Raw genomic sequence first — 20,337 nt, 5'->3', positions numbered from 1 at the left:
CGCCCGGCCCCTGACCGCGCGGGCGGTCAGGCGGCGCCGTCGAGCTCGGCGTAGCCGCGGCGGGCCGCGATGAGACCCGGGCGGGCGCCGAACGGCGACTCGGCGGCCACCCGCTCGGGCGGGGCGCTGCCGGTGTGACCGGCCCGGATCAGCCAGGCCTGCCGGGCGAGCTCGGCGTGCTGGGCCCGGACGAACGCCACGTCGACCGGGTCGCCGTGCCCGGGCACGACCACCGTGGCCGGCGTGGTCAGGCGGAGCAGCGCGGCCACCGCGTCCGGCCACTGCACCGGGTACGACTCCTCGAAGGCCGGCGGCCCGCTCTGCTCCACCAGGTCGCCGGCGACCAGCACGTCCGCGTCCGGCACGTGCACCACCAGGTCGGCGTCGGTGTGCCCGTGCCCGGGGTGGTGCAGCACCACCCGCCGGCCGCCGATGTCCAGCACCGCCTCGCCCTGGACCGGGTGGGTCGGGGCCAGCAGCTCGGTCCGGGCCAGCTCGGCGGCCAGCTCCGGCTGCTCCGCGCGCATCTCGTCCGACGCGGCCCGGCGCAGCTCGTCGGGGTGGTCCCGGAGCACCGCCGCGGCCTGGGCGTGCGCGTAGACCGGGCGGGGCGGGTCGGCGGCCAGCGTGGCGTTGCCGAAGCAGTGGTCGAAGTGGTGGTGGGTGTTGACGATCGTCCACGGGTGCGGGGTGACCGCCCGGGCCGCCCCGGCCAGCTCCCGGGCCTGGGCGGCGGTGGAGAGGGTGTCCACCAGCAGCGCCGCGCCGTCGCCCACCACCAGCGTCACGTTGACGTGCAGCAGCGGGTCGCGCAGCACGTGCACGCGGTCGGCGACTTCGACGAACCGGGCGGTCATGACGCCCGCACGGCGCGCTCGACGAAGCGCTGCCGGTCGACCAGCGCCCGCTCGACCCGCCCGGTGGCCACGACCTCGTTGCCGTCGGTCACGACCACCTCGAAGGTCAGCCGCCGGCCGTCGACCTTGACCAGCTCGGCCCGGGCGGCCACGGTCCGGCCGACCGGGGTGGCCGCGCGGTGCTCCAGCTCGACGCGGGTGCCGACGGTCGTCGACCCGGACGGCAGCCGGGTCGCGGTGGCGGCCACCGTTGCCGCCTCGGCCAGCGCGAGCACCCGGGGCGTGCCGAGCACCGGCACGTCGCCCGAGCCCACCGCCTGCGCGGTGTCCGTGTCGGTGACGGTCAGCTCGACCCGGGCGGTCAGGCCCGGGGCGAAGGGCGGCTCCGGCTGCTCCTGCATGCGCCGAGCCTAGTGCAGCGGCCCCGGGCCCGGGCGGCGTCCGGACCGCCCGACCGGCGGCCTCCGGCGGGGGCGATCGGCCCCGGCCGCGGCGGTCGGCGTCGGCGGTCCCGTCGCGCGCCGTTAACCTTGTCGGCGATGGCCGTGCTGACTGATCCCCCGCCCCCCGCCCCCGCCGGACCGACCGCGTCCCCCGACGGCGGGCGCCGTCGCGTGGTGGCGATGACCATCTGGGGGATCGCCTTCGTGGCCGCCTGGTTCGCCATCGGCCTGCCGACCGACCCGGCGTACGCGTTCCTCTGGATCTGGGCGGGCACCATCGCCTGGCACTCGTCCCGCCCGTGGCGCAGCCACCTGCGCTTCGCCCGGGACTGGATCCCCGTCGTGCTGCTGCTGGCCGCGTACAACCTGTCCCGGGGGTTCGCCGACAACGGCGCGACGCCGCACGCCATGGAGCTGGTCGTCGCCGACCGCTTCCTGACCGGCTGGGCCACCGGCGGCGAGGTGCCCACCATCTGGCTCCAGCAGCACCTCTACCGGCCCGACCAGGTGCACTGGTGGGACGTGCTGGTGAGCTGGATCTACTTCTCGCACTTCGTGGCGACGCTTGCCGCCGCCGCGGTGCTCTGGCTGCGCGACCGGTCGCGCTGGGGCGCGTACATGCGGCGGTGGGGTTTCCTCTGCGCGGCCGGGCTGGCCACCTACTTCCTCTACCCGGCCGCCCCGCCGTGGTGGGCCGCCCAGAACGGGCTGATCGGCGACGTCGCCCGGATCTCCACCCGCGGGTGGAAGGAGATCGGCATGCACGGCGCGGGTAACCTGCTCAACGCCGGGCAGATCGCCTCCAACCCGGTGGCCGCCATGCCGTCGCTGCACACCGCGTTCGCCCTGTTCGTGGTCCTGTTCTTCCTGCGCGCGACGCGGAAGCGCTGGTGGCCGCTGCTGCTGGCGTACCCGCTGGCCATGACCTTCACGCTGATCTACAGCGGCGAGCACTATCTGATCGACGTGCTGGTCGGCTGGGCGTACGTGGGGCTGACCTTCCTCGTCGTGGGGCTGGCCGAGCGCTGGTGGGCGGCCCACCGGGCGCGCCGCGCCGCGCTCGCCCCGGCCGGGGAGGCGGCGCCCGCCGACGTGCCGCCCCGGGCGGCCGACCCCGCCCCCGCCGCTCCGGCCACGCCTGCGGCCGACCCGGCACCTGCCACCGACCCGGCCACGGTGCCGGCCGAGCGCTGACCCCTCAGCCCGGCCGGCGGCGGGCGGCGTGGGCCCGTGCGGTCAGCTCCGCCGCCAGCTCCCACGCCTCGGCCAGGTCCCGGTCCAGGGCCGCCGCGCCCGAGCCGCCGGCGGTGTCCGCGTGCACGGTGGCCAGCCGCAGCCGCCGCTGCGCCGGGCCCTGGGTCACCCGCACACTCTGGATCCGCGCGTACGGGACCAGCGTCAGCCGGCGGGTCAGCAGGCCGGAGCGGGCCACGAAGACCTGCTCGTCGAGGCCGGCGCCGACTTTGGCCCGGCTCAGCGGGCGCAGCCAGCGGGCGCGCCGGGGCGGCAGCGTGGCGGGCAGCGCCGCCAGCCGTACGCCGGGGAGCACCTCCGTGACGACCAGCTCACCGGTGTGCGCGTCGCCGACCGGCAGCAGCCGGTCCGGGCGGTTCCGGTCGTCCGGCTCGGCGGCCGAGTAGCCGGCCACCTCCAGCCGCAGCCGCAGCCAGCCCTTCATCCGCCACAGCAGCGGCCAGGTCACGCCGATGGTCTGCACCCGGTGCAGCGGCACGGTCTGCACCCGGGTCTCCAGCAGCCCGTTGCGGACCCGCAGCGTGTCGCCGTCGCGGTCGAGGCGGAAGCTCCAGTCGTCGAGCACCCGGCGGACCGGTTGCAGCACCACGCCGGCCATGGCGGTCAGCGTGCTGGCCACCGCGATGAACGACCAGGACCCCTCGGAGACGAACTGCGCCGCCACGAAGGCCAGGCCGAACGGGAGCAGGAACGCCTGCGGGGTGAGCAGCTGGCTGACCAGCAGGTCCCGGTTGCGGACGGCGTGCAGCAGGCGGCCCGCCGGGGCGGGCGGGGCCGGCATGCCGGGGGCGGCGGGGACGGGCGGGGCGGCCTCGGGAGCGCGGCCGGCCACGGCGAGCAGCCGCTGCCGCAGCGCGGTCGCCTCGGCCACGCTCAGGTACGCCAGCGGCGCCTCGGTCTTGCCCCCGCCGACCACCTCCAGCCGCAGCTCGGCCAGCCCGGTGAGCTGCGCGAGCAGCGGCCGGACCACCTCCACGGCCTGCAGGCGTTCCAGCGGGATCGCCCGGGTACGCCGCCAGAGCAGCCCCTCGTGCACCCGCAGCTCGCGCCCCACCACGTGGTAGCCGGTGTTCCACCAGCTGACCACCGACAGCACGGTGGCGCCCAGGACGAAGATCGCGACCAGCACGGCGAACCAGCCGAAGCCGACCCGGGACAGCGTCGACCAGGAGAGCCCGGCGATCACCACGACCAGCGACTTCGCGCCGTGCAGCGCCGGGCTCAGCGGATGCAGCCGCTGCCGCGGCTCCTCCCCGGCCGGCGGCGGCGTTCCCGGACCGACCGGCGCGGGCGGCCCCCACGGGCCTGGTCCGGCAGGCCGGGGATGACCCGGCCAGGGCGGCCCGGGCGGGCCGAAACCGGGCGGCGGTGCCGGGTGGCCGTAGCCGGGCGGTGGCGCGGGTGGGCCCTGGCCGGGCGGTGGCGCGGGGTGCCCGTACCCCGGCCACGGTGCCGCCGGGGCGGGGCCGGGTGGGTGGTCGTACCCCGGTCGGGGTGGCCACGGGTGGCCGTTGCGGGGCGGCTCGGCGCCGGCCGGGGGCGGTGCGGCGGCGGGCGGGTGCGGCGGCGGGCCGCCGGGCTCCGGCTCGGCCGGGCCCTCGCTCACAGCCCCTCCGCCCGGTCCTCGCCGAGCGCGGTGAGCCGGTCCCGCAGCCGGGACGCCTCGGCCGGCCGCAGGCCCGGCACGCGGGCGTCGCTCGCCGCCGCGGCGGTGTGCAGCTGCACGGTGGCCAGGTCGAAGGCGCGTTCCAGCGGCCCGGCGCTCACGTCGACGAACTGCATCCGCGAGTACGGCACGATGGACAGCCGCCGCACCAGCAGCCCGTGCCGGACCAGCAGGTCGTCGGCGCGCTCGGCGTAGCCCCAGGCGCGCACCGCGCGGACGATGGTGACCGCCCGCCAGGCGGCCAGCAGCAGCGCCACGCCCAGGGCCGCGCCGAGCAGCCAGTGGCCGGCGACCGCCCAGGCCACGCCGAGCACCACGAGTGCCACGGCGAGACCGATGCCGAGCCGGATCAGCTCCACCCAGATCAGGTCGCGGGAGATCGGCTGCCACCGGACGGTGTCCGGCCAGGGCTCCAGGGGGCCGGTCGGTGCCGGCGGCCGGCCGGCGAGGTCGTCACCGTTCACCGGGTGATCCGCTGCGCTCGCTCACGATTCGAGCGTAGGCGATCCGGGCACCGGTGCGACCTCGCGCAGGAAGCCGCGCGCGTCGAGGAAGTCGCCCAGCGACCCGCGGTGCGCGGGACAGGCCAGCCACGTCTTGCGCCGCTCGGGCGGGTGCAGGCGGGGATTGTTCCAGCGCAGCTCCCACACGGCGGGCGCGCGACACCCCCGCGCCGAGCAGATCAGCGCGTCGTCGGGGGAAGTGGGAGTGGTCACCGGGGCGAGTCTAGGGCCGCACGCCGGGAGCTTTAGCGCCGGGCGGCCACGGGGGGAGCCGCCCGGCGACGGGGTGAATCGTACACACGCCGGACCCCTTGTTGTCCACCCGTGTTCAGGGTTTTCCGCGCCCGGGGACGGCGCGGCGAAAATCGTCCCTCTCCCGCCCTCGGCTCTCAGCAAGGCATGACAGTCTTGATACGCACCACGCCGCTACGACGACCATGCTGTGGAGGACCGGTGGCCCAGCCGACCACGCCCGACGCCCCGATGCCGACCGAGGCCGCGCCGGACGCGCCGCCCCCGGCGACCACCACCCCGGCGCAGGACGCCACCCTGCTGGAGCGGGCGCTGTTCGAGATCAAGCGGGTGATCGTCGGCCAGGACCGGATGGTCGAGCGGATGTTCGTGGCGCTGCTCGCCCGGGGCCACTGCCTGCTGGAGGGTGTGCCCGGCGTCGCCAAGACCCTCGCCGTGGAGACCCTGGCCCGGGTGGTCGGCGGGTCGTTCGCCCGGGTGCAGTTCACCCCCGACCTGGTGCCGGCCGACATCATGGGCACCCGGATCTACCGGCAGTCCAGCGAGAAGTTCGACGTCGAGCTGGGGCCGGTCTTCGTCAACTTCCTGCTCGCCGACGAGATCAACCGGGCACCGGCGAAGGTGCAGTCGGCGCTGCTCGAGGTGATGAGCGAGCGCCAGGTGTCCATCGGCGGCGAGACCCACCGGGTGCCCGACCCGTTCCTGGTGATGGCCACCCAGAACCCCATCGAGCAGGAGGGCGTCTACCCGCTGCCCGAGGCGCAGCGGGACCGGTTCCTCATGAAGATCGTGGTGGGCTACCCGACCGACGCCGAGGAGCGGGAGATCGTCTACCGGATGGGCGTCGCCCCGCCCGAGCCGGCCCGGGTGTTCGACACCCCGGACCTGATCGCGCTCCAGCACAAGGCCGACCAGGTCTTCGTGCACAACGCGCTGGTCGACTACGCGGTCCGGCTGGTCCTCGCCACCCGGGCCCCCGCCGAGCACGGGATGCCGGACGTCGCGCAGCTCATTCAGTACGGCGCGAGCCCACGAGCCTCGCTCGGCCTGGTCCGGGCCACCCGGGCGCTGGCCCTGCTGCGCGGCCGCGACTACGCCCTGCCGCAGGACGTGCAGGACATCGCGCCGGACATCCTGCGGCACCGGCTGGTGCTCAGCTACGACGCGCTCGCCGACGACGTGCCGGCCGACCACATCGTGCACCGGGTGATGTCGACCATCCCGCTGCCGGCGGTCGCGCCGCGCCAGCAGGCAACGCCGCCGCCACCGGCCGTCCCGCACGGTGGCTGGCCCGGGCAGCGGCCGTGACCCCACCAGCCCGGCTGCCGGCCAGCGGCGAGCGTTCCGGCGCCGTCCTCGCCCGGCTGCAGCTCATGGTCACCCGCAAGCTCGACGGGCTGCTCCAGGGCGACTACGCCGGGCTGCTGCCCGGCCCGGGCAGCGAGGCGGGGGAGTCCCGCGAGTACCGCCCCGGCGACGACGTACGCCGGATGGACTGGCCGGTCACCGCCCGCACCACGATGCCGCACGTCCGGCGTACGGTGGCCGACCGGGAACTGGAGACCTGGCTGGCGGTCGACCTCTCGGCGAGCCTGGACTTCGGCACCGGTCAGTGGCTCAAGCGGGACGTGGTGGTCGCCGCGGCGGCCGCCCTGGCCCACCTGACCGTCCGGGGCGGCAACCGGATCGGCGCGGTGGTCGGCACCGGCGCGCCGGTGCCGGCGGGCCGGTGGCGGGGCGGCGCGGCGCCCGCCGGGCCGGGGACCCTGCACCGGCTGCCCGCCCGGGCCGGCCGCAAGGAGGCGCAGGGCCTGCTGCGGGCCATCGCGGGCACGGAGATCCGGCCCGGCCGCAGCGACCTGGGTGTCCTCGTCGACACGCTCAACCGCCCGCCGCGCCGGCGGGGCGTGGCCGTGGTGATCTCCGACTTCCTCGCGCCGCCGCAGCAGTGGGGCCGGCCGATCCGTAAGCTCCGGGTCCGGCACGACGTGCTGGCCGTCGAGGTGGTCGACCCGCGCGAGCTGGAACTGCCCGACGTGGGGGTGCTGCCGGTGGTCGACCCGGAGACGGGGGAGCTGCACGAGGTGCAGACCGCCGACCCGAAACTGCGCCGGAGGTACGCCGAGTCGGCGGCCGCCCAGCGCGCGGCGATCGCCGCCGAGCTGCGCACCGCCGGCGCTGCCCACCTGCGACTGCGTACCGACCGAGACTGGCTGCTGGACATGGTGCGTTTCGTGGCCGCGCAACGGCACGCCCGCACCCGAGGGACGACGCGATGATCCGTTTTCTGCAACCGTGGTGGCTGCTGGCCGTGCTGCCGGTGCTCGCCCTCGCCGCCGCCTACGTCTGGCGGCAGCTGCACCGCCGGCAGTACGCGATGCGGTTCACCAACGTGGACCTGCTGCGCACCCTGGCCCCGAAAGGGCTGGGCTGGCGGCGGCACGTGGCGGCCACCGCCTTCCTGCTCTGCCTGCTGGTGCTCGCCACCGGGCTGGCCCGGCCGGCGATCGACACCAAGGAGCCCCTCGAACGGGCGACCGTGATGCTCGCCATCGACGTGTCGCTGTCGATGCAGGCCGACGACGTGGCGCCCAACCGGCTGGAGGCGGCGCAGGAGGCGGCCAAGCAGTTCGTCGGCGAGCTGCCGGAGAGCTACAACCTCGGGCTGGTCTCCTTCGCCAAGTCGGCCAACGTGCTGGTGCCGCCCACCAAGGACCGGGGCGCGGTGACCACCGCGATCGACGGGCTGGTGCTGGCCGAGGCGACCGCGACCGGTGAGGCGGTCTTCACCTGCCTGGAGGCGATCCGCTCGGTGCCGGCGGACGGCGCGGCCGGCATCCCGCCGGCCCGGATCGTGCTGCTCTCCGACGGCTACCGCACCTCGGGCCGCTCGGTGGAGGAGGCCGCCGCGGCGGCGCAGGCGGCCAACGTGCCGGTCTCCACCATCGCCTTCGGTACCGACTCGGGTCAGGTGGACATCGGCGGCCAGCTCCAGCGGGTGCCGGTGGACCGGATGGCGCTGTCGCAGCTCGCCGAGACGACCCAGGGCTACTTCTACGAGGCCGCCTCGGTCAGCGAGCTGAAGCAGGTCTACCAGGACATGGGCAGCTCGATCGGGTTCCGGACCGAGCCGCGGGAGATCACCCAGTGGTACGCGGGGATCGCGCTGCTCCTCGCGCTCTGCGCGGGGGCGTCGAGCCTGCTCTGGTCGTCCCGCCTGATCTGAGGCGGGACGGCCGGGGCCCGGCCGGTGGTGGTCAGTGACCGCCGCCGGCCAGGACGAAGAGGACGGCCACCCAGACGGCGGCGAGGGTGAAGCCCAGCGGGGCGACGTAACGGCTCATGGGACTGCTCCGTGGCGACGGCGGTCCGGGGCGGGGCGGACCGCGGGGGTGGATCAGGGCGTACGCACACGAAGTCGTGACCGGGGTGCTCCGCCGGCCGCGCGCCACGGGCGCCCCGGCCGGCGGCCGAGGAGAGCGGGGCGGTGCGGAGGGCGGGGAAGCGGGGTCAGCGCTGCCGACTGAGTCGTGGCTCAGCGGGGCTGACGGTCGGCCCGGCCACGACTGGGAGGATCGCTATCTCGCACAGCGATCACCTCCTGCGGTCGGCGGGGCTCGGCGGCGGGCGATCCACTGCCCGCAGACGTCGATCATCGTACACCCGGCGCACCCGCGGCACGCACTCGGCCGACCGGTCCACCGGACCCGTCCGACCGGGCCGCCGAACCGGCCCCCGACCTGGCACGGGTTAGCGCTTACCCCTCGGTAACCCCTAGGCTCGCCACCGATTGGGAGATCAGCTGAGCAGAGGGGGAACCGTGGCCCGTACCGTGCTGGTGACCGGCGGAAACCGGGGAATCGGCCTGGCCATCGCGCAGGCCTTCGCCAAGCAGGGCGACCGGGTGGCGGTGACCCACCGCAGCGGCGAGGCCCCGGCGGGGCTGTTCGGCGTGAAGTGTGACGTGACCGACGCCGAGTCGGTGGACGCCGCGTTCGCCGCCGTCGAGGCCGAGTTCGGCCCGGTCGAGGTGCTGGTGGCCAACGCCGGCATCACCGACGACACGCTGCTCCTGCGGATGTCCGAGGAGCAGTTCACCCGGGTGCTCGACACCAACCTCACCGGCGCCTTCCGCTGCGCCAAGCGGGCGTCGACGAAGATGCTCCGGGCGAAGTGGGGCCGGATGGTCTTCATCTCCTCGGTCGTCGGCCTCGCCGGCGGCGCGGGCCAGGTCAACTACGCGGCCAGCAAGGCCGGCCTGGTCGGCGTGGCCCGGTCGATCACCCGCGAGCTGGGCAGCCGCAACATCACGGCGAACGTCGTGGCGCCCGGCTTCATCGACACCGACATGACCGCCGGGCTGTCCGACGAGCGCAAGGCGGAGATCCGCAAGTCGATCCCGGCGGGCCGGATGGCCAGCCCCGACGAGGTCGCCGCCGCGGTCACCTGGCTCGCGTCGGACGCGGCCGCGTACGTCTCCGGCGCCGTCATCCCGGTCGACGGCGGCCTTGGCATGGGTCACTGAGAAAGTACGGAGGGAACTGCGCAATGTCCGGACTCCTGGCCGGTAAGCGGCTGCTGGTCACCGGCGTCATCACCGACGCCTCGATCGCCTTCTCGGTGGCGAAGCTCGCCCAGGAGAACGGCGCCCAGGTCGTGCTCACCGGCTACGGCCGGCTCTCCCTGGTCGAGCGGATCGCCAGGCGGCTGCCCGAGCCGGCGCCGGTGATCGAGCTGGACGTCACCAACGCCGAGCACCTGGCCGGCCTGGCCGACAAGGTGCGCGAGCACGTCGACGGCCTCGACGGCGTGGTGCACTCGATCGGCTTCGCCCCGCAGAGCTGCCTCGGCGGCGGCTTCCTCGACGCGCCCTGGGAGGACGTGGCGACCGCGCTCCAGGTCTCCACCTACTCCTACAAGTCCCTGGCCATGGCGGCGCTGCCGCTGATGTCCGAGGGCGGCGCCGTGGTGGGCCTCACCTTCGACGCCACCAAGGCGTGGCCGGTCTACGACTGGATGGGCGTGGCCAAGGCCGGGCTGGAGTCCGCCTCCCGCTACCTGGCCCTGCACCTGGGCAAGCGGGGCATCCGCAGCAACCTGGTCGCCGCCGGGCCGCTGCGCACCATCGCCGCCAAGTCCATCCCCGGCTTCGAGCAGTTCGAGGACGCCTGGGCCGAGCGCGCCCCGCTGGGCTGGAACCTGACCGACCAGGAGCCGGCCGCCCGGGCCTGCCTGGCGCTGCTGTCCGACTGGTTCCCGGCGACCACCGGCGAGATCGTCCACGTCGACGGCGGCTACCACGCCATCGGCGCCTGAGACCCGGACCGCACGTCCCGGGGTGCCCGCCGGACCGTCCCGGCCGTCGGGGGAGAATGCCAGCATGGCGTACGACGCGTTGGTGCTGGTCTCCTTCGGCGGCCCGGAGCGGCCCGAGGACGTGCTGCCCTTCCTGCAGAACGTGACCCGGGGTCGGGGCGTGCCGCCGGAGCGGCTCGCCGAGGTCGCCGAGCACTACCTGCACTTCGGCGGGGTGTCCCCGATCAACCAGCAGTGCCGTGACCTGCTGGCGGCCATCCGGTCGGACTTCGCCGCGCACGGTCTCGACCTGCCGCTCTACTGGGGCAACCGCAACTGGGACCCGATGCTCGCCGACACGGTGGCGCAGATGCGCGACGACGGCGTCCAGCGGGCCCTGGCGTTCGTGACCAGCGCCTACGGCGGCTACTCGTCCTGCCGGCAGTACCAGGAGGACATCGCCGCGGCCCGGGCCGCGGTCGGCCCGGACGCCCCGCTGATCGAGAAGCTGCGCCAGTTCTGGGACCACCCGGGCTTCGTCGAGCCGCACGCCGACGCCGTCCGGGCCGCGCTGGCGCAGCTCGACCCGGCCCGGCGGGACAGCACCCGGCTGGTGTTCACCGCGCACTCGGTCCCGGTGTCGGCGGCCGCCACCGCCGGCCCGCACGGTGGCCGCTACACCGCCCAGCTCGCCGAGACCGCCCGGCTCGTGCACGCCGCCGCCGCGCCGGACCTGCCCTACGACCTGGTCTGGCAGAGCCGCTCCGGGCCGCCGCAGGTGCCGTGGCTGGAGCCCGACATCAACGACCACCTGGCCACGCTGCCCGGCCAGGGCGTGACCGGCGTGGTGGTCAGCCCCATCGGGTTCGTCTCCGACCACCTGGAGGTGGTCTGGGACCTGGACACCGAGGCCCTCGACACGGCCAAGCAGCTCGGCCTGGACTTCGTCCGCGCCGGCACGCCGGGCACCGACCCGCGGTTCGTGGCGATGGTCCGCGAGCTGGTGCTGGAACGGCACGCCCCGGACGGCGAGCGGTGGTTCCGCCGCCTCGGCGACCTGCCCACCTGGGACACCTGCCCGGCGCTGTGCTGCGTGCCCCCGGCCCGCCGGCCCTGAGCCGGACCACCTTCGACAACCCCAGGGGACGACACATGCATGACCGCAAGCCGGTGCAGAGCTGGCTCACCGACATGGACGGCGTGCTGGTGCACGAGGGCCAGCCGGTGCCCGGCGCACCCGAGTTCGTCAAGAGGCTGCGCGCCTCCGGCAAGCCGTTCCTGGTGCTGACGAACAACTCGATCTACACGCCGCGCGACCTCCAGGCCCGGCTGGCCCGGATGGGGCTGGACGTGCCGGAGGAGTCGATCTGGTCGTCCGCGCTGGCCACCGCCCAGTTCCTGGCCGACCAGCGGCCGGGCGGCACCGCGTACGTGATCGGCGAGGCGGGGCTCACCACGGCGCTGCACGCGGTGGGCTACGTGCTCAGCGACTTCGCCCCCGACTACGTGGTGCTGGGGGAGACCCGCACCTACAGCTTCGAGGCGATCACCAAGGCCATCCGGCTGATCAACGACGGGGCCCGGTTCATCTGCACCAACCCGGACGCCACCGGCCCGTCGGTGGAGGGCGCGCTGCCGGCCGCCGGTTCGGTCGCCGCGATGATCTCCAAGGCGACCGGGGTGGAGCCGTACTTCGTCGGCAAGCCGAACCCCATGATGATGCGCTCGGCGTTGAACACCATCGACGCGCACTCCGAGTCCACCGCCATGATCGGCGACCGGATGGACACCGACATCCTGTGCGGCCTGGAGGCCGGCCTGGAGACGATCCTGGTGCTCACGGGGATCAGCAGCCGGGCCGAGGCCGAGCGCTACCCCTACCGGCCGTCCCGGATCGTCAACTCCGTGGCCGACCTGATCGACGAGGTCTGAGCGGGCGCTAGGGACGCAGCGGGGCGTTGCAGGCGGCGACCAGGGCCTGCCGGCAGGCGGTGGTCAACGGCCGCAGCGCCGCGTCCCGCTGCTGCGCCTCGAAGGTGTTCACCGCGCCGCCCGGGGCGCTCTCCCCGGCCAGGGCGAGCACCCGGTCCAGCACGGCCGCGCGGGCGAACAGCCGGCGGGACCGCGGGTCGAAGCCGGGCGGCAGGTCCGTCCCGCCGTCCGGGCGGCGCAGCGCGGCGAGGGCGCCGGCCAGCTCGGGCCGCCACTGGGCCACGTCGAGCCGGGTCAGCGCGGCGGTCGTCTCGGCCAGCGCGGCGGCGAGTTCGGCCTCCGCCTCGGCCGCGCCGGGGGCGGTCAGCGACGCCTTCGGCGCGTCGGCCGGCAGCGGGTAGACCCGCCAGAGCACCGTCTCCCAGGTCATCCCCGAGCCGGAGGTGTGCGTGCGCACCTCCGGCACGAACCCGAGCCCGCTGGCCACCACGGCCTCGCCGGCCAGCAGCGCCGCCCCCGCGAAGTCGCCCGGACCGGGCAGCCCGCGCGGGTCACCCGGTGCGGGCAGCACCAGGCGGATCTCGTCCGGGGAGAGCTTGGCCAGGCTGGGCAGCGCATCCCGGAGGGACACGTCGGTCCAGGTGCCGGGGGCGTCGGCGACCAGGTGCTCCTCGTCGCCGGCGATCTCGTCGGCGACCTCGTCGAACGGCACCAGGCCGGCGCGCCAGGCGCGTACCCAGGCGACGAAGCGGCTCGACCGGCGCGGAGCCAGCGTGGCCGCGCCCGTTGCGGGGGAGGACATGCCGAAAGGGTACGTGCTCGCCGCCGTCGCTGTCTCGGCTGCCGCTCCGGCGGCGTGACCTGCCCCGAACTACCCCCTTCGCCCCTTTCTGTGCCGCCGGTGGGGCACCTGGTCGGCGCGTCGCCGGGCGACGCGCCGGGCCGGTGGCTAGCGTGATCACATGGCGGGGCGATACGACGGCGACGTGCTGGCGGGCGACTGGCGGCGGCGGAAGGTGATCCCGGAGGTCGACGCCGAAACCGACCTGGTGGTCGAGGACGCCGACTCCGGGTTCTGCGGCGCGGTGGTCGGCTTCGACTCCGGCGCCGTGGTCCTCGAGGACCGGCACGGCCGGCGGCGCAACTTCCCGCTGCTGCCCGCCGCGTTCCTGCTCGACGGCCAACCGGTGACCCTGCGCCGCCCGGCCCGCGCCCCGGTGCCCGCCGCCCGCCGGCGCACTGCATCCGGCTCGATCGCCGTCGACAACGTCCGGGCCCAGGTCGCCAAGGCCAGCCGGATCTGGGTGGAGGGCGTGCACGACGCGGCGCTGGTCGAGCGGATCTGGGGCGACGACCTGCGGATCGAGGGCGTGGTGGTGGAACCCCTCGACGGCATCGACGACCTCGCCGCCGAGGTGCGCGCCTTCGAGCCCGGCCCGGGTCGGCGGCTCGGCGTGCTGGTCGACCACCTGGTGCCCGGCTCGAAGGAGAGCCGGATCGTCGCGCAGGTCACCTCGCCGCACGTGCTGGTCACCGGTCACCCGTACGTCGACGTGTGGCAGGCCGTGAAGCCGCGGGCGCTGGGCATCGCGGCCTGGCCCGTGGTGCCGCCGGGGCGGCCCTGGAAGGAGGGCGTCTGCGCGGCGCTCGGGGTGGGCGAGCCGGCGGAGATGTGGCGGCACATTCTGTCCCGGGTGGACAGTTTCGCTGATGTGGAGACGCCGTTGATCAACGCGATGGAGCGGTTGATCGACTTCGTGACCCTGCCTGCTTAGTGGTTGCGGTTCAGGGCCGGGGCGACCGTGCCCGGCTCCGGGCGGTCAGGGTTCCTGGTCCGGGGATCTGGTGAAGACGAAGGTGGCGATGTCGAGGGCCACCGGGTGGCCCTCCTCGTCGCGGATGACGGTGAGGAGTTCGCCGTCCTGGGAGCCCGAGTGGCCGCGCCAGCGGTCGGGGGCCTCGGGGGTGAAGCGCAGCAGGGGGCGACCGACCGGGCCGCCCACCAGGTCGCCGGCGGGGTCGATGCGGAACTCGTACTCGTTGGCCATCCACCACCAGCGGCCGGTCAGTCCGGCCAGGTCGGCGGGCGGCGCCTCGGCCGGGCGCCACGGGGCGGGCGCGGCCGGCTCGGCGTCCAGCACCAGGGTGAGGATGTCGCGGGCCAGGCCGACGACGTGGTGGCCGGCGCGCAGCCCGTACGAGTTGGCGAAGTCGACAACGGCGGTGCGGGTCGGGCGGTGCACGGCCAGGCCCGCCACGTACCCGGGCATCGAGCCGCCGTGGCCCACGTACACGCGGTCGCCGACCCGGTAGAGCTCGACGCCCAGGCCGTGGCCGCCGGTCCAGGCGTCCAGGTCGCTGATCACCACGGGCGCGCACATCTCGGTGAGCGTCTCCGGGGCGAGCACGTCGGGAGCCGGGTCGGCCAGGAAGGCCGCCCAGCGGGCCAGGTCCTCGACCGTCGACCAGAGCTGGCCGGCCGGCGCCATCGCCCCGGTGTCGGTACGCGGCTCCTCCCGCAGCGTCTCGTGCCAGGGGTGCACCACGTAGCCGCGGGCGTACGGCTCGGTGGGGTGGTAGGTGGTGCGGCGCATGGCCAGCGGTTCGAGCAGCCGCTCGCGGAGCAGGTCGGCCCAGGGCGTGCCGGTGATCCGCTCCAGCACCCCGCCGAGCAGCCCGTACGCCAGGTTGGAGTAGTGGTAGACGCGGTGCGGCGGGTAAGCGATCTTCGCCGGGGTGAGCCCGGCGAGCAGGCTCTCCAGGTCGGCGCCCGCGGCCCGCTCCCACCACTGGCCGTCCGGCTCCCGCTGGAGGCCGCTGGCGTGCCCGAGCAGCTGGCGCAGGGTCAGCGCGCCGACCGGGGTGCCGGGCAGGTGCTTGTCCAGCGGGTCGTCCAGGGCCAGCCGGCCGGCGTCGCGCTGCTGCATCACCAGCACGGCGGTCATGGTCTTGCTGATCGAGCCGATCCGGTACTGGAGGTCCGCGTCGGGGCGGGGCTGCTCGCCGGCCAGGGCGACGTGCGCCAGGGCGCCGTCCCGGACGACGCCGAGGGCGAGGGAGGGGCCGCGCCCCTCGGCCTGGGCCCGGGCGACCAGCAGGTCCACCTGTCGGGCGGTCTCGGGCAGCAGGGCCATGGCGTCCTCCTCGGCGGTCGTCGGCGCGGTGCCGAGCTTAGGTGATCATGCGGGTCGTTGTGGGGTGCGTCGGCGTGTCACGATCTAAGGGTGGACGCCGTGTTCTGGATCGTGCTGGGTGTGCTGCTGGCGGTCGCCGAGATCTTCACGACGACGCTCTTCCTGATCATGTTCGCCGCCGGCGCGTTCGCGGCGGCCGGTGCCGCCGCGCTCGGCGCTCCGGTCGCGCTCCAGGCGCTGGTCTTCGCGGTGGTCTCCGCGCTGTCGGTGGCCCTGGTCCGGCCGGTGATCAAGCGGCACGCCATGCCGGCGCTGGAGAGCGGCGACCAGCCGTTCGGCGTCGAGGCGATCGAGGGGTCCACGGCGGTGGTGCTGGAGCCGGTCGACGCCGAGCGAGGGCTCGTCAAGATCGACGGTGAACTGTGGACGGCCCGGGCGTACGACGCGACGCGCAGGTACGCGGCGGGCGAGCGGGTGCAGGTGATAAAGGTCCGGGGCGCGACCGCCCTGGTCTGGCAGGACGAGATCTCCACCCCGGGCGGGCTGCCCGATGGGGAAAGGTGAAAATATGGAGTTTGCAGCGATCCTGTTGATCGCCGTCGCCGTGATCGTCGTGGTGACGCTGGTGAAGGCGGTGCGGATCGTGCCGCAGCAGCGCCAGGACGTGGTGGAGCGGCTGGGCAAGTACAAGCGGACGTTGAACCCGGGCCTCAACCTGCTGGTGCCGTACATCGACGCGGTGCGGACCAAGGTGGACATGCGGGAGCAGGTGGTCAGCTTCCCGCCGCAGCCGGTGATCACCTCGGACAACCTCGTCGTCTCGATCGACACGGTGCTCTACTTCAAGGTGGTCGACTCGGTCCGGGCCACCTACGAGATCTCCAACTTCCTCCAGGCCATCGAGCAGCTCACCGTCACCACCCTGCGCAACGTGATCGGCTCGCTGGACCTGGAGCGGGCGCTGACCAGCCGTGAGGAGATCAACCGGCACCTCTCCGGCGTGCTGGACGAGACCACGGGCCGGTGGGGCATCAAGGTGACGCGCGTCGAGATCAAGGCGATCGAGCCGCCGCCGAGCATCCGCGACTCGATGGAGAAGCAGATGCGCGCCGAGCGGGACCGCCGGGCCGCCATCCTCAACGCCGAGGGGCACAAGCAGTCGCAGATCCTCACGGCCGAGGGCGAGAAGCAGGCCGCCGTGCTGCGCGCCGACGGTGACCGGCAGGCCCGGATCCTCCAGGCGGAGGGCCAGGCCAAGGCGATCCGCACGGTCTTCGACGCGATCCACCAGGCCAACCCGAGCCAGAAGGTGCTCGCCTACCAGTACCTCCAGGCCCTGCCGCAGATCGCCAACGGCACCGCCAACAAGGTCTGGATCGTCCCGACCGAGCTGACCAAGGCCCTGGAGGGCATGGGCGGCGCGCTGGGCGGGCTGGCCAACATGGTCGGCGACGTGCCGTCGCCGGAGGCCACCCAGAGCGCCGGCGAGGTCGAGCGGGAGGCCGCCGAGGCCGCGCAGGCCGCCGCCACGGCGGCCCAGGAGATCCACAACGAGGTACGCGTCGCCGAGGCGCAGGCCACCGGTGGCAACGCCCCGCAGGGGCTGCCGGCGCCCGAGCCGGTCTCTCCGCAGAGCCTGCTGAACGACCCGTCGGACCAGCGCGAACGGGGCTGACCAGCCCCCGTCGGCAAATCCGAGAACCACTCATACGGCGCCCCGGCGCCTGCCACCATCGGTCTGAGGACGGGTGGTGACCAGGGCCGGGGCGCCGTTGCGCGTTCCCCCGCCGCCCGCTGGTGGAGCGAGGTGACGCATGAAGGATCCGGCGAACCGGCTGTTCTCCAGGACCCCGGTCCCGGGCGCGCACGACCCGGCCGGGCCGCTCGGCACCCGGCGTACCGGGGGCGGGTTCGGGGTGCTGCCGTTCGTCTCCGAGCCCGGGCCGGCCGCCCCGGCCACGGATGCGAGCTGGGCCTGGTCGGTCCGCCGGTTCGCCCGCGCGGCGGTCTGGCTGCTGCCCGCCTACGCGGTCCTCTACGGTCTGGTGGCGATGGCCAGCGACGGCGGTGTGGGCAACGACCCCTACCCGGCCGACGGCCAGCCGGTCTACCTCGTCGGCTGGGTGGCCGCGGTCTGGCTCGGGCTGCTCGCCCTGCTGGCCCTCGCCGGCCTGCTCGCCGCCACGCGGTGCCGGCGGATCGCCCTGGTCGGGCTGCTGGCCAGCATCGGCGGCATGGTGCTGATGCTGCCGTTCGCCGGGCTCGCCGAGCAGGCGCCGGTCTTCGGCACCACGGCGCGCAGCATCGTCCTGGTCGGCGCCACCTTCTACAGCCTGGGCTGGTTCCTCACCGGCTGGTCGGTCGCCCGGTCCGGGATGTTCTCCTACGGGGACGGGATCATGCTGATGATCGCCGCACCGCTGCTCGGGCTGGGCGGCGCGCTCATCGGCTCCCTGCAGACCTTCGGTGCGATCTTCGTGCTGGTCGCCGGCATCGGCATCGGCTACCGCTCCGGCCGCCTCGTCCCGGCGGTGATCGCCCAGGACGCGCTGGCCGCCAGCGTGACGGCAACCCCACCGCCAACCGGAGGCCCCCGCCCCACCTGACCCCTAGGCGGTCGTCCCGCCCGGTGATCATGAAGTTGGCGGCACTCAAGGAGATCCAGATCGCCGTCAACCTCATGATCGACGGATGTCCGGCGGGCTGGGAGGTCGCCGTGAGGTAACTGACAGTTGCCTGGTGAGGTGGCCGAATCGCCGTATTCGCGGTAATCCTGGGGTGCATGCCGTCTCCCCGGTCGCCGCTGTCGCGGCTCTTCACCGTGCTCCTCGCCGGCGTCCTCGCCGGGCTCGTCCTCGCGCTCGCCGCACTCCCCAGCGGCCTGCTCGGCGGGCTCGCGGCCAAGGCCGGCCTGAGCGCGTACGCGGAGCTGCCCGACGCGCTGCGCACCCCCGCGCAGCCGCAGCGCTCCTACCTCTACGCGAACGACGGCAAGACCCTGATCACCACGTTCTACGACGTCAACCGCACCGACGTCCCCCTCGCCGAGATCGCCCCGGTGATGCGGCAGGCGATCATCGCGGCCGAGGACCGCCGCTTCTACTCGCACGGCGGCGCCGACCTGCGCGGCATCGCCCGCGCCCTGGTCGCCAACGTGAGGGGCGGCGGCACCGAGCAGGGCGGCTCGACGCTGACCATGCAATACGTCCGCAACGTGCTCAAGAACGACCCGACCCGCACCGCCGAGGAGCGGCAGGCCGCCACCGAGCAGACCGTCGGGCGCAAGCTCCAGGAGATCCGGTACGCGAACGCGCTGGAGGAGTCGCTCAGCAAGGACGAGATCCTCAACCGCTACCTCAACATCGCGTACTTCGGCTCCGGGGCGTACGGCGTCGGCGCGGCCAGCCAGCGGTACTTCGGGAAGGCGCCGGCCGACCTGACCCTGGGCGAGGCGGCGCTGCTCGCCGGCCTGGTCCAGTCGCCCGACGAGTACAGCCCGATCGACGGCGACAAGGAGCAGGCGCTCGCCCGCCGGGGGTACGTGCTGGACTCGATGGCCGAGACCGGCGCGATCACCGCGCAGCAGGCCGCCGCGGCCAAGGCGCAGCCGCTCACCCTGCACCCGACCGCCCAGCCCAACGGCTGCACCGCGGTCGCCCAGGGCCACGACGACTGGGGCTTCTTCTGCGACTACCTGCGCCAGTGGTGGCTCGCCCAGCCGGCCTTCGGCAACACGGTCAAGGAGCGCGAGCAGGCGCTGCGCCGCGGCGGCTACCGCGTGGTCACCACGCTCGACCCGAAGATCCAGCAGACCGCCCAGAAGCAGGCCACCGCCGTCTACGGCTACGGCAACAAGCGGGCCCTGCCGATCGCCGCCGTCGAGCCGGGCACCGGCCGGGTGCTCGCCATGGCGGTGAACCGGCACTACAGCCTCGCCGACAACCCGGCCGGGCAGGCCAACCACCCGAACACCGTCAACCCGCTGATCTCCGGCGGCGCCAGCGTCGACGGGTACCAGGCGGGCTCGACCTTCAAGCTGTTCACCATGCTCGCCGCGCTGGAGGCCGGCAAGCCGCTCGCCACCGGCTTCGACGCCCCGGCGAAGCTGCCCACCCGCTACGGCTCCGACGCCGAGGGCAACTGCGACGGCAAGTGGTGCCCGGCCAACGCCAACCCGGAGTGGATGGACGGCTACCGCATGATGTGGGACGGCTTCGGCCGCTCCGTGAACACCTACTTCGTCTGGCTGGCCGAGCAGGTCGGCGAGGACAAGGTGGTGGAGATGGCGCAGCGGCTCGGCATCACCTTCCGGGCCGACTCCGATGCCGCCTTCGCCAAGGACGACGCGGAGAACTGGGGTGCGTTCACCCTGGGCGTCGCCGCCACCACCCCGCTCGACCTGGCCAACGCGTACGCCACCGTGGCCGCCGAGGGAACGTACTGCACGCCGCTGCCGGTGGTCTCGGTGACCGCGGCCAACGGCGAGAAGGTCGATGTCGGCCAGCCCTCCTGCAAGAGGGTGCTCGACGCCGACGTGGCCCGGGCGGCCACCGACGCGGCCCGCTGCCCGGTCGGCCAGCAGTCGGCGTACGGGCAGTGCAACGGTGGCACCGCCACCGCCGTCAACCGGATCGTCGACCGGCCGGTGGCCGGCAAGACCGGTAGCTCCGAGCAGAACGCCACCGAGACCTTCGTGGGGTTCACCCCGCAGGTGGCCGTGGCCGGCATCGCCGCGAACCCCGACGACGCGACCGACCTGGTCGGCTCGGCCGTGCAGGCCAGGGTGATCGACGCGGTCGCCAAGGTGATCAGGACGGCGGTGGACGGCAAGCCGGTGAAGGACTTCACGGCGCCCAGCCGCGAACTGGCCGGCAACCCGCAGCGCCCGCAGCCGCGCCCCACTCCCACCCCGCAACCCGACCGGCGCCAGCAGGAGCGGGACAACCTCCCCTCGGACCTGCTCCGCTGGCTCCAGGGCCGCGACCGCGGCTGACCTCGATC

The 20,337-nt window shown here is 74.5% G+C and carries 20 protein-coding genes; 13 read left to right on the top strand and 7 right to left on the bottom strand.

The annotated features are described in order from the left end of the window. Positions 1 to 26 precede the first annotated feature (26 nt). Positions 27 to 857, bottom strand: a complete 831-nt coding sequence (locus GA0070214_RS05650) for an MBL fold metallo-hydrolase (RefSeq protein ID WP_091259685.1) — start codon at positions 855 to 857, stop codon at positions 27 to 29. Beyond that, positions 854 to 1,258 carry a thioesterase family protein gene (locus GA0070214_RS05645; RefSeq protein ID WP_091259683.1) on the bottom strand — a complete coding sequence of 135 codons (405 nt, stop codon included), beginning with the start codon at positions 1,256 to 1,258 and terminating at the stop codon, positions 854 to 856. The genes GA0070214_RS05650 and GA0070214_RS05645 overlap by 4 nt, the downstream gene beginning before the upstream one ends. A 138-nt stretch (positions 1,259 to 1,396) precedes the next feature. Here GA0070214_RS05645 and GA0070214_RS05640 point away from each other — a divergent pair, with 138 nt between their 5' ends. Further along, a complete protein-coding gene (locus GA0070214_RS05640) occupies positions 1,397 to 2,494 on the top strand; it encodes a phosphatase PAP2 family protein (RefSeq protein ID WP_091259681.1) in 1,098 nt (365 codons plus the stop codon). Between the two features lie 4 nt (positions 2,495 to 2,498). Here GA0070214_RS05640 and GA0070214_RS05635 read toward each other — a convergent pair whose 3' ends face one another. The 3 genes from GA0070214_RS05635 to GA0070214_RS05625 form a co-directional block, all read right to left on the bottom strand. Next, the gene (locus GA0070214_RS05635; protein ID WP_091259934.1) at positions 2,499 to 3,788 is read right to left on the bottom strand and encodes a PH domain-containing protein; all 1,290 of its coding nucleotides are present in this window, start codon (positions 3,786 to 3,788) and stop codon (positions 2,499 to 2,501) included. 368 nt (positions 3,789 to 4,156) lie between these two features. After that, positions 4,157 to 4,684: a PH domain-containing protein gene (locus GA0070214_RS05630; protein WP_091259679.1), complete on the bottom strand. Its 528-nt coding sequence runs from the start codon at positions 4,682 to 4,684 to the stop codon at positions 4,157 to 4,159. A 21-nt stretch (positions 4,685 to 4,705) separates the two neighbouring features. After that, complete coding sequence (locus GA0070214_RS05625; RefSeq protein ID WP_091259677.1) at positions 4,706 to 4,936, bottom strand: hypothetical protein; 231 nt, start codon at positions 4,934 to 4,936, stop codon at positions 4,706 to 4,708. Positions 4,937 to 5,176: 240 nt separating this feature from the next. Here GA0070214_RS05625 and GA0070214_RS05620 point away from each other — a divergent pair, with 240 nt between their 5' ends. The 7 genes from GA0070214_RS05620 (at position 5,177) to GA0070214_RS05585 (ending at position 12,202) form a co-directional block, all read left to right on the top strand. Further along, positions 5,177 to 6,283 carry an AAA family ATPase gene (locus tag GA0070214_RS05620; RefSeq protein ID WP_091259675.1) on the top strand — a complete coding sequence of 369 codons (1,107 nt, stop codon included), beginning with the start codon at positions 5,177 to 5,179 and terminating at the stop codon, positions 6,281 to 6,283. Next, positions 6,262 to 7,254: a DUF58 domain-containing protein gene (locus GA0070214_RS05615; RefSeq protein ID WP_167364204.1), complete on the top strand. Its 993-nt coding sequence runs from the start codon at positions 6,262 to 6,264 to the stop codon at positions 7,252 to 7,254. The genes GA0070214_RS05620 and GA0070214_RS05615 overlap by 22 nt, the downstream gene beginning before the upstream one ends. Further along, a complete protein-coding gene (locus GA0070214_RS05610; RefSeq protein WP_091259671.1) occupies positions 7,251 to 8,201 on the top strand; it encodes a VWA domain-containing protein in 951 nt (316 codons plus the stop codon). Before GA0070214_RS05615 ends, GA0070214_RS05610 begins: the two co-directional genes overlap by 4 nt. A gap of 594 nt (positions 8,202 to 8,795) precedes the next feature. Further along, entirely contained in the window at positions 8,796 to 9,500 is a 705-nt protein-coding gene (gene fabG / locus GA0070214_RS05600; RefSeq protein WP_091259667.1) for a 3-oxoacyl-ACP reductase FabG, read from the top strand. A gap of 23 nt (positions 9,501 to 9,523) precedes the next feature. Then, the gene (fabI, locus tag GA0070214_RS05595) at positions 9,524 to 10,291 is read left to right on the top strand and encodes an enoyl-ACP reductase FabI (protein ID WP_091259665.1); all 768 of its coding nucleotides are present in this window, start codon (positions 9,524 to 9,526) and stop codon (positions 10,289 to 10,291) included. 64 nt (positions 10,292 to 10,355) lie between these two features. Further along, positions 10,356 to 11,387, top strand: coding sequence for a ferrochelatase (locus GA0070214_RS05590; RefSeq protein WP_091259664.1), 1,032 nt, complete (start codon positions 10,356 to 10,358; stop codon positions 11,385 to 11,387). Continuing rightward, positions 11,336 to 12,202 carry an HAD-IIA family hydrolase gene (locus tag GA0070214_RS05585; RefSeq protein WP_208602666.1) on the top strand — a complete coding sequence of 289 codons (867 nt, stop codon included), beginning with the start codon at positions 11,336 to 11,338 and terminating at the stop codon, positions 12,200 to 12,202. Before GA0070214_RS05590 ends, GA0070214_RS05585 begins: the two co-directional genes overlap by 52 nt. A gap of 7 nt (positions 12,203 to 12,209) precedes the next feature. On the opposite strand, the gene GA0070214_RS05580 is transcribed toward GA0070214_RS05585, so the two are convergent. Then, on the bottom strand, positions 12,210 to 13,004 hold the full coding sequence (locus tag GA0070214_RS05580) for a hypothetical protein (RefSeq protein ID WP_091259662.1): 795 nt from the start codon (positions 13,002 to 13,004) through the stop codon (positions 12,210 to 12,212). A gap of 160 nt (positions 13,005 to 13,164) precedes the next feature. On the opposite strand from GA0070214_RS05580, the gene GA0070214_RS05575 reads away from it, so the two are divergent. Then, complete coding sequence (locus GA0070214_RS05575) at positions 13,165 to 13,977, top strand: DUF3097 domain-containing protein (protein WP_091259659.1); 813 nt, start codon at positions 13,165 to 13,167, stop codon at positions 13,975 to 13,977. 45 nt (positions 13,978 to 14,022) lie between these two features. On the opposite strand, the gene GA0070214_RS05570 is transcribed toward GA0070214_RS05575, so the two are convergent. Further along, on the bottom strand, positions 14,023 to 15,336 hold the full coding sequence (locus tag GA0070214_RS05570) for a serine hydrolase domain-containing protein (RefSeq protein WP_091259657.1): 1,314 nt from the start codon (positions 15,334 to 15,336) through the stop codon (positions 14,023 to 14,025). 90 nt (positions 15,337 to 15,426) lie between these two features. Between GA0070214_RS05570 and GA0070214_RS05565 the strand changes: the two genes are divergently transcribed. From GA0070214_RS05565 to GA0070214_RS05550, 4 genes are all read left to right on the top strand, one after another. Beyond that, positions 15,427 to 15,900, top strand: coding sequence for an NfeD family protein (locus GA0070214_RS05565; protein WP_091259655.1), 474 nt, complete (start codon positions 15,427 to 15,429; stop codon positions 15,898 to 15,900). Between the two features lie 4 nt (positions 15,901 to 15,904). Next, positions 15,905 to 17,011 (top strand): SPFH domain-containing protein, encoded by a 1,107-nt coding sequence (locus GA0070214_RS05560; RefSeq protein WP_091259653.1) that lies wholly within the window; start codon positions 15,905 to 15,907, stop codon positions 17,009 to 17,011. 139 nt (positions 17,012 to 17,150) lie between these two features. Then, a complete protein-coding gene (locus GA0070214_RS05555) occupies positions 17,151 to 17,942 on the top strand; it encodes a hypothetical protein (protein WP_091259651.1) in 792 nt (263 codons plus the stop codon). Between the two features lie 176 nt (positions 17,943 to 18,118). Next, complete coding sequence (locus tag GA0070214_RS05550) at positions 18,119 to 20,329, top strand: transglycosylase domain-containing protein (protein ID WP_091259649.1); 2,211 nt, start codon at positions 18,119 to 18,121, stop codon at positions 20,327 to 20,329. The last annotated feature ends 8 nt before the right edge of the window (positions 20,330 to 20,337 follow it).

Source organism: Micromonospora chaiyaphumensis, from assembly GCF_900091435.1.
Classification (GTDB): domain Bacteria; phylum Actinomycetota; class Actinomycetes; order Mycobacteriales; family Micromonosporaceae; genus Micromonospora; species Micromonospora chaiyaphumensis.
Note: the sequence above shows the minus strand (reverse complement) of the source record. Positions and strands in the feature narration are given on the sequence as shown.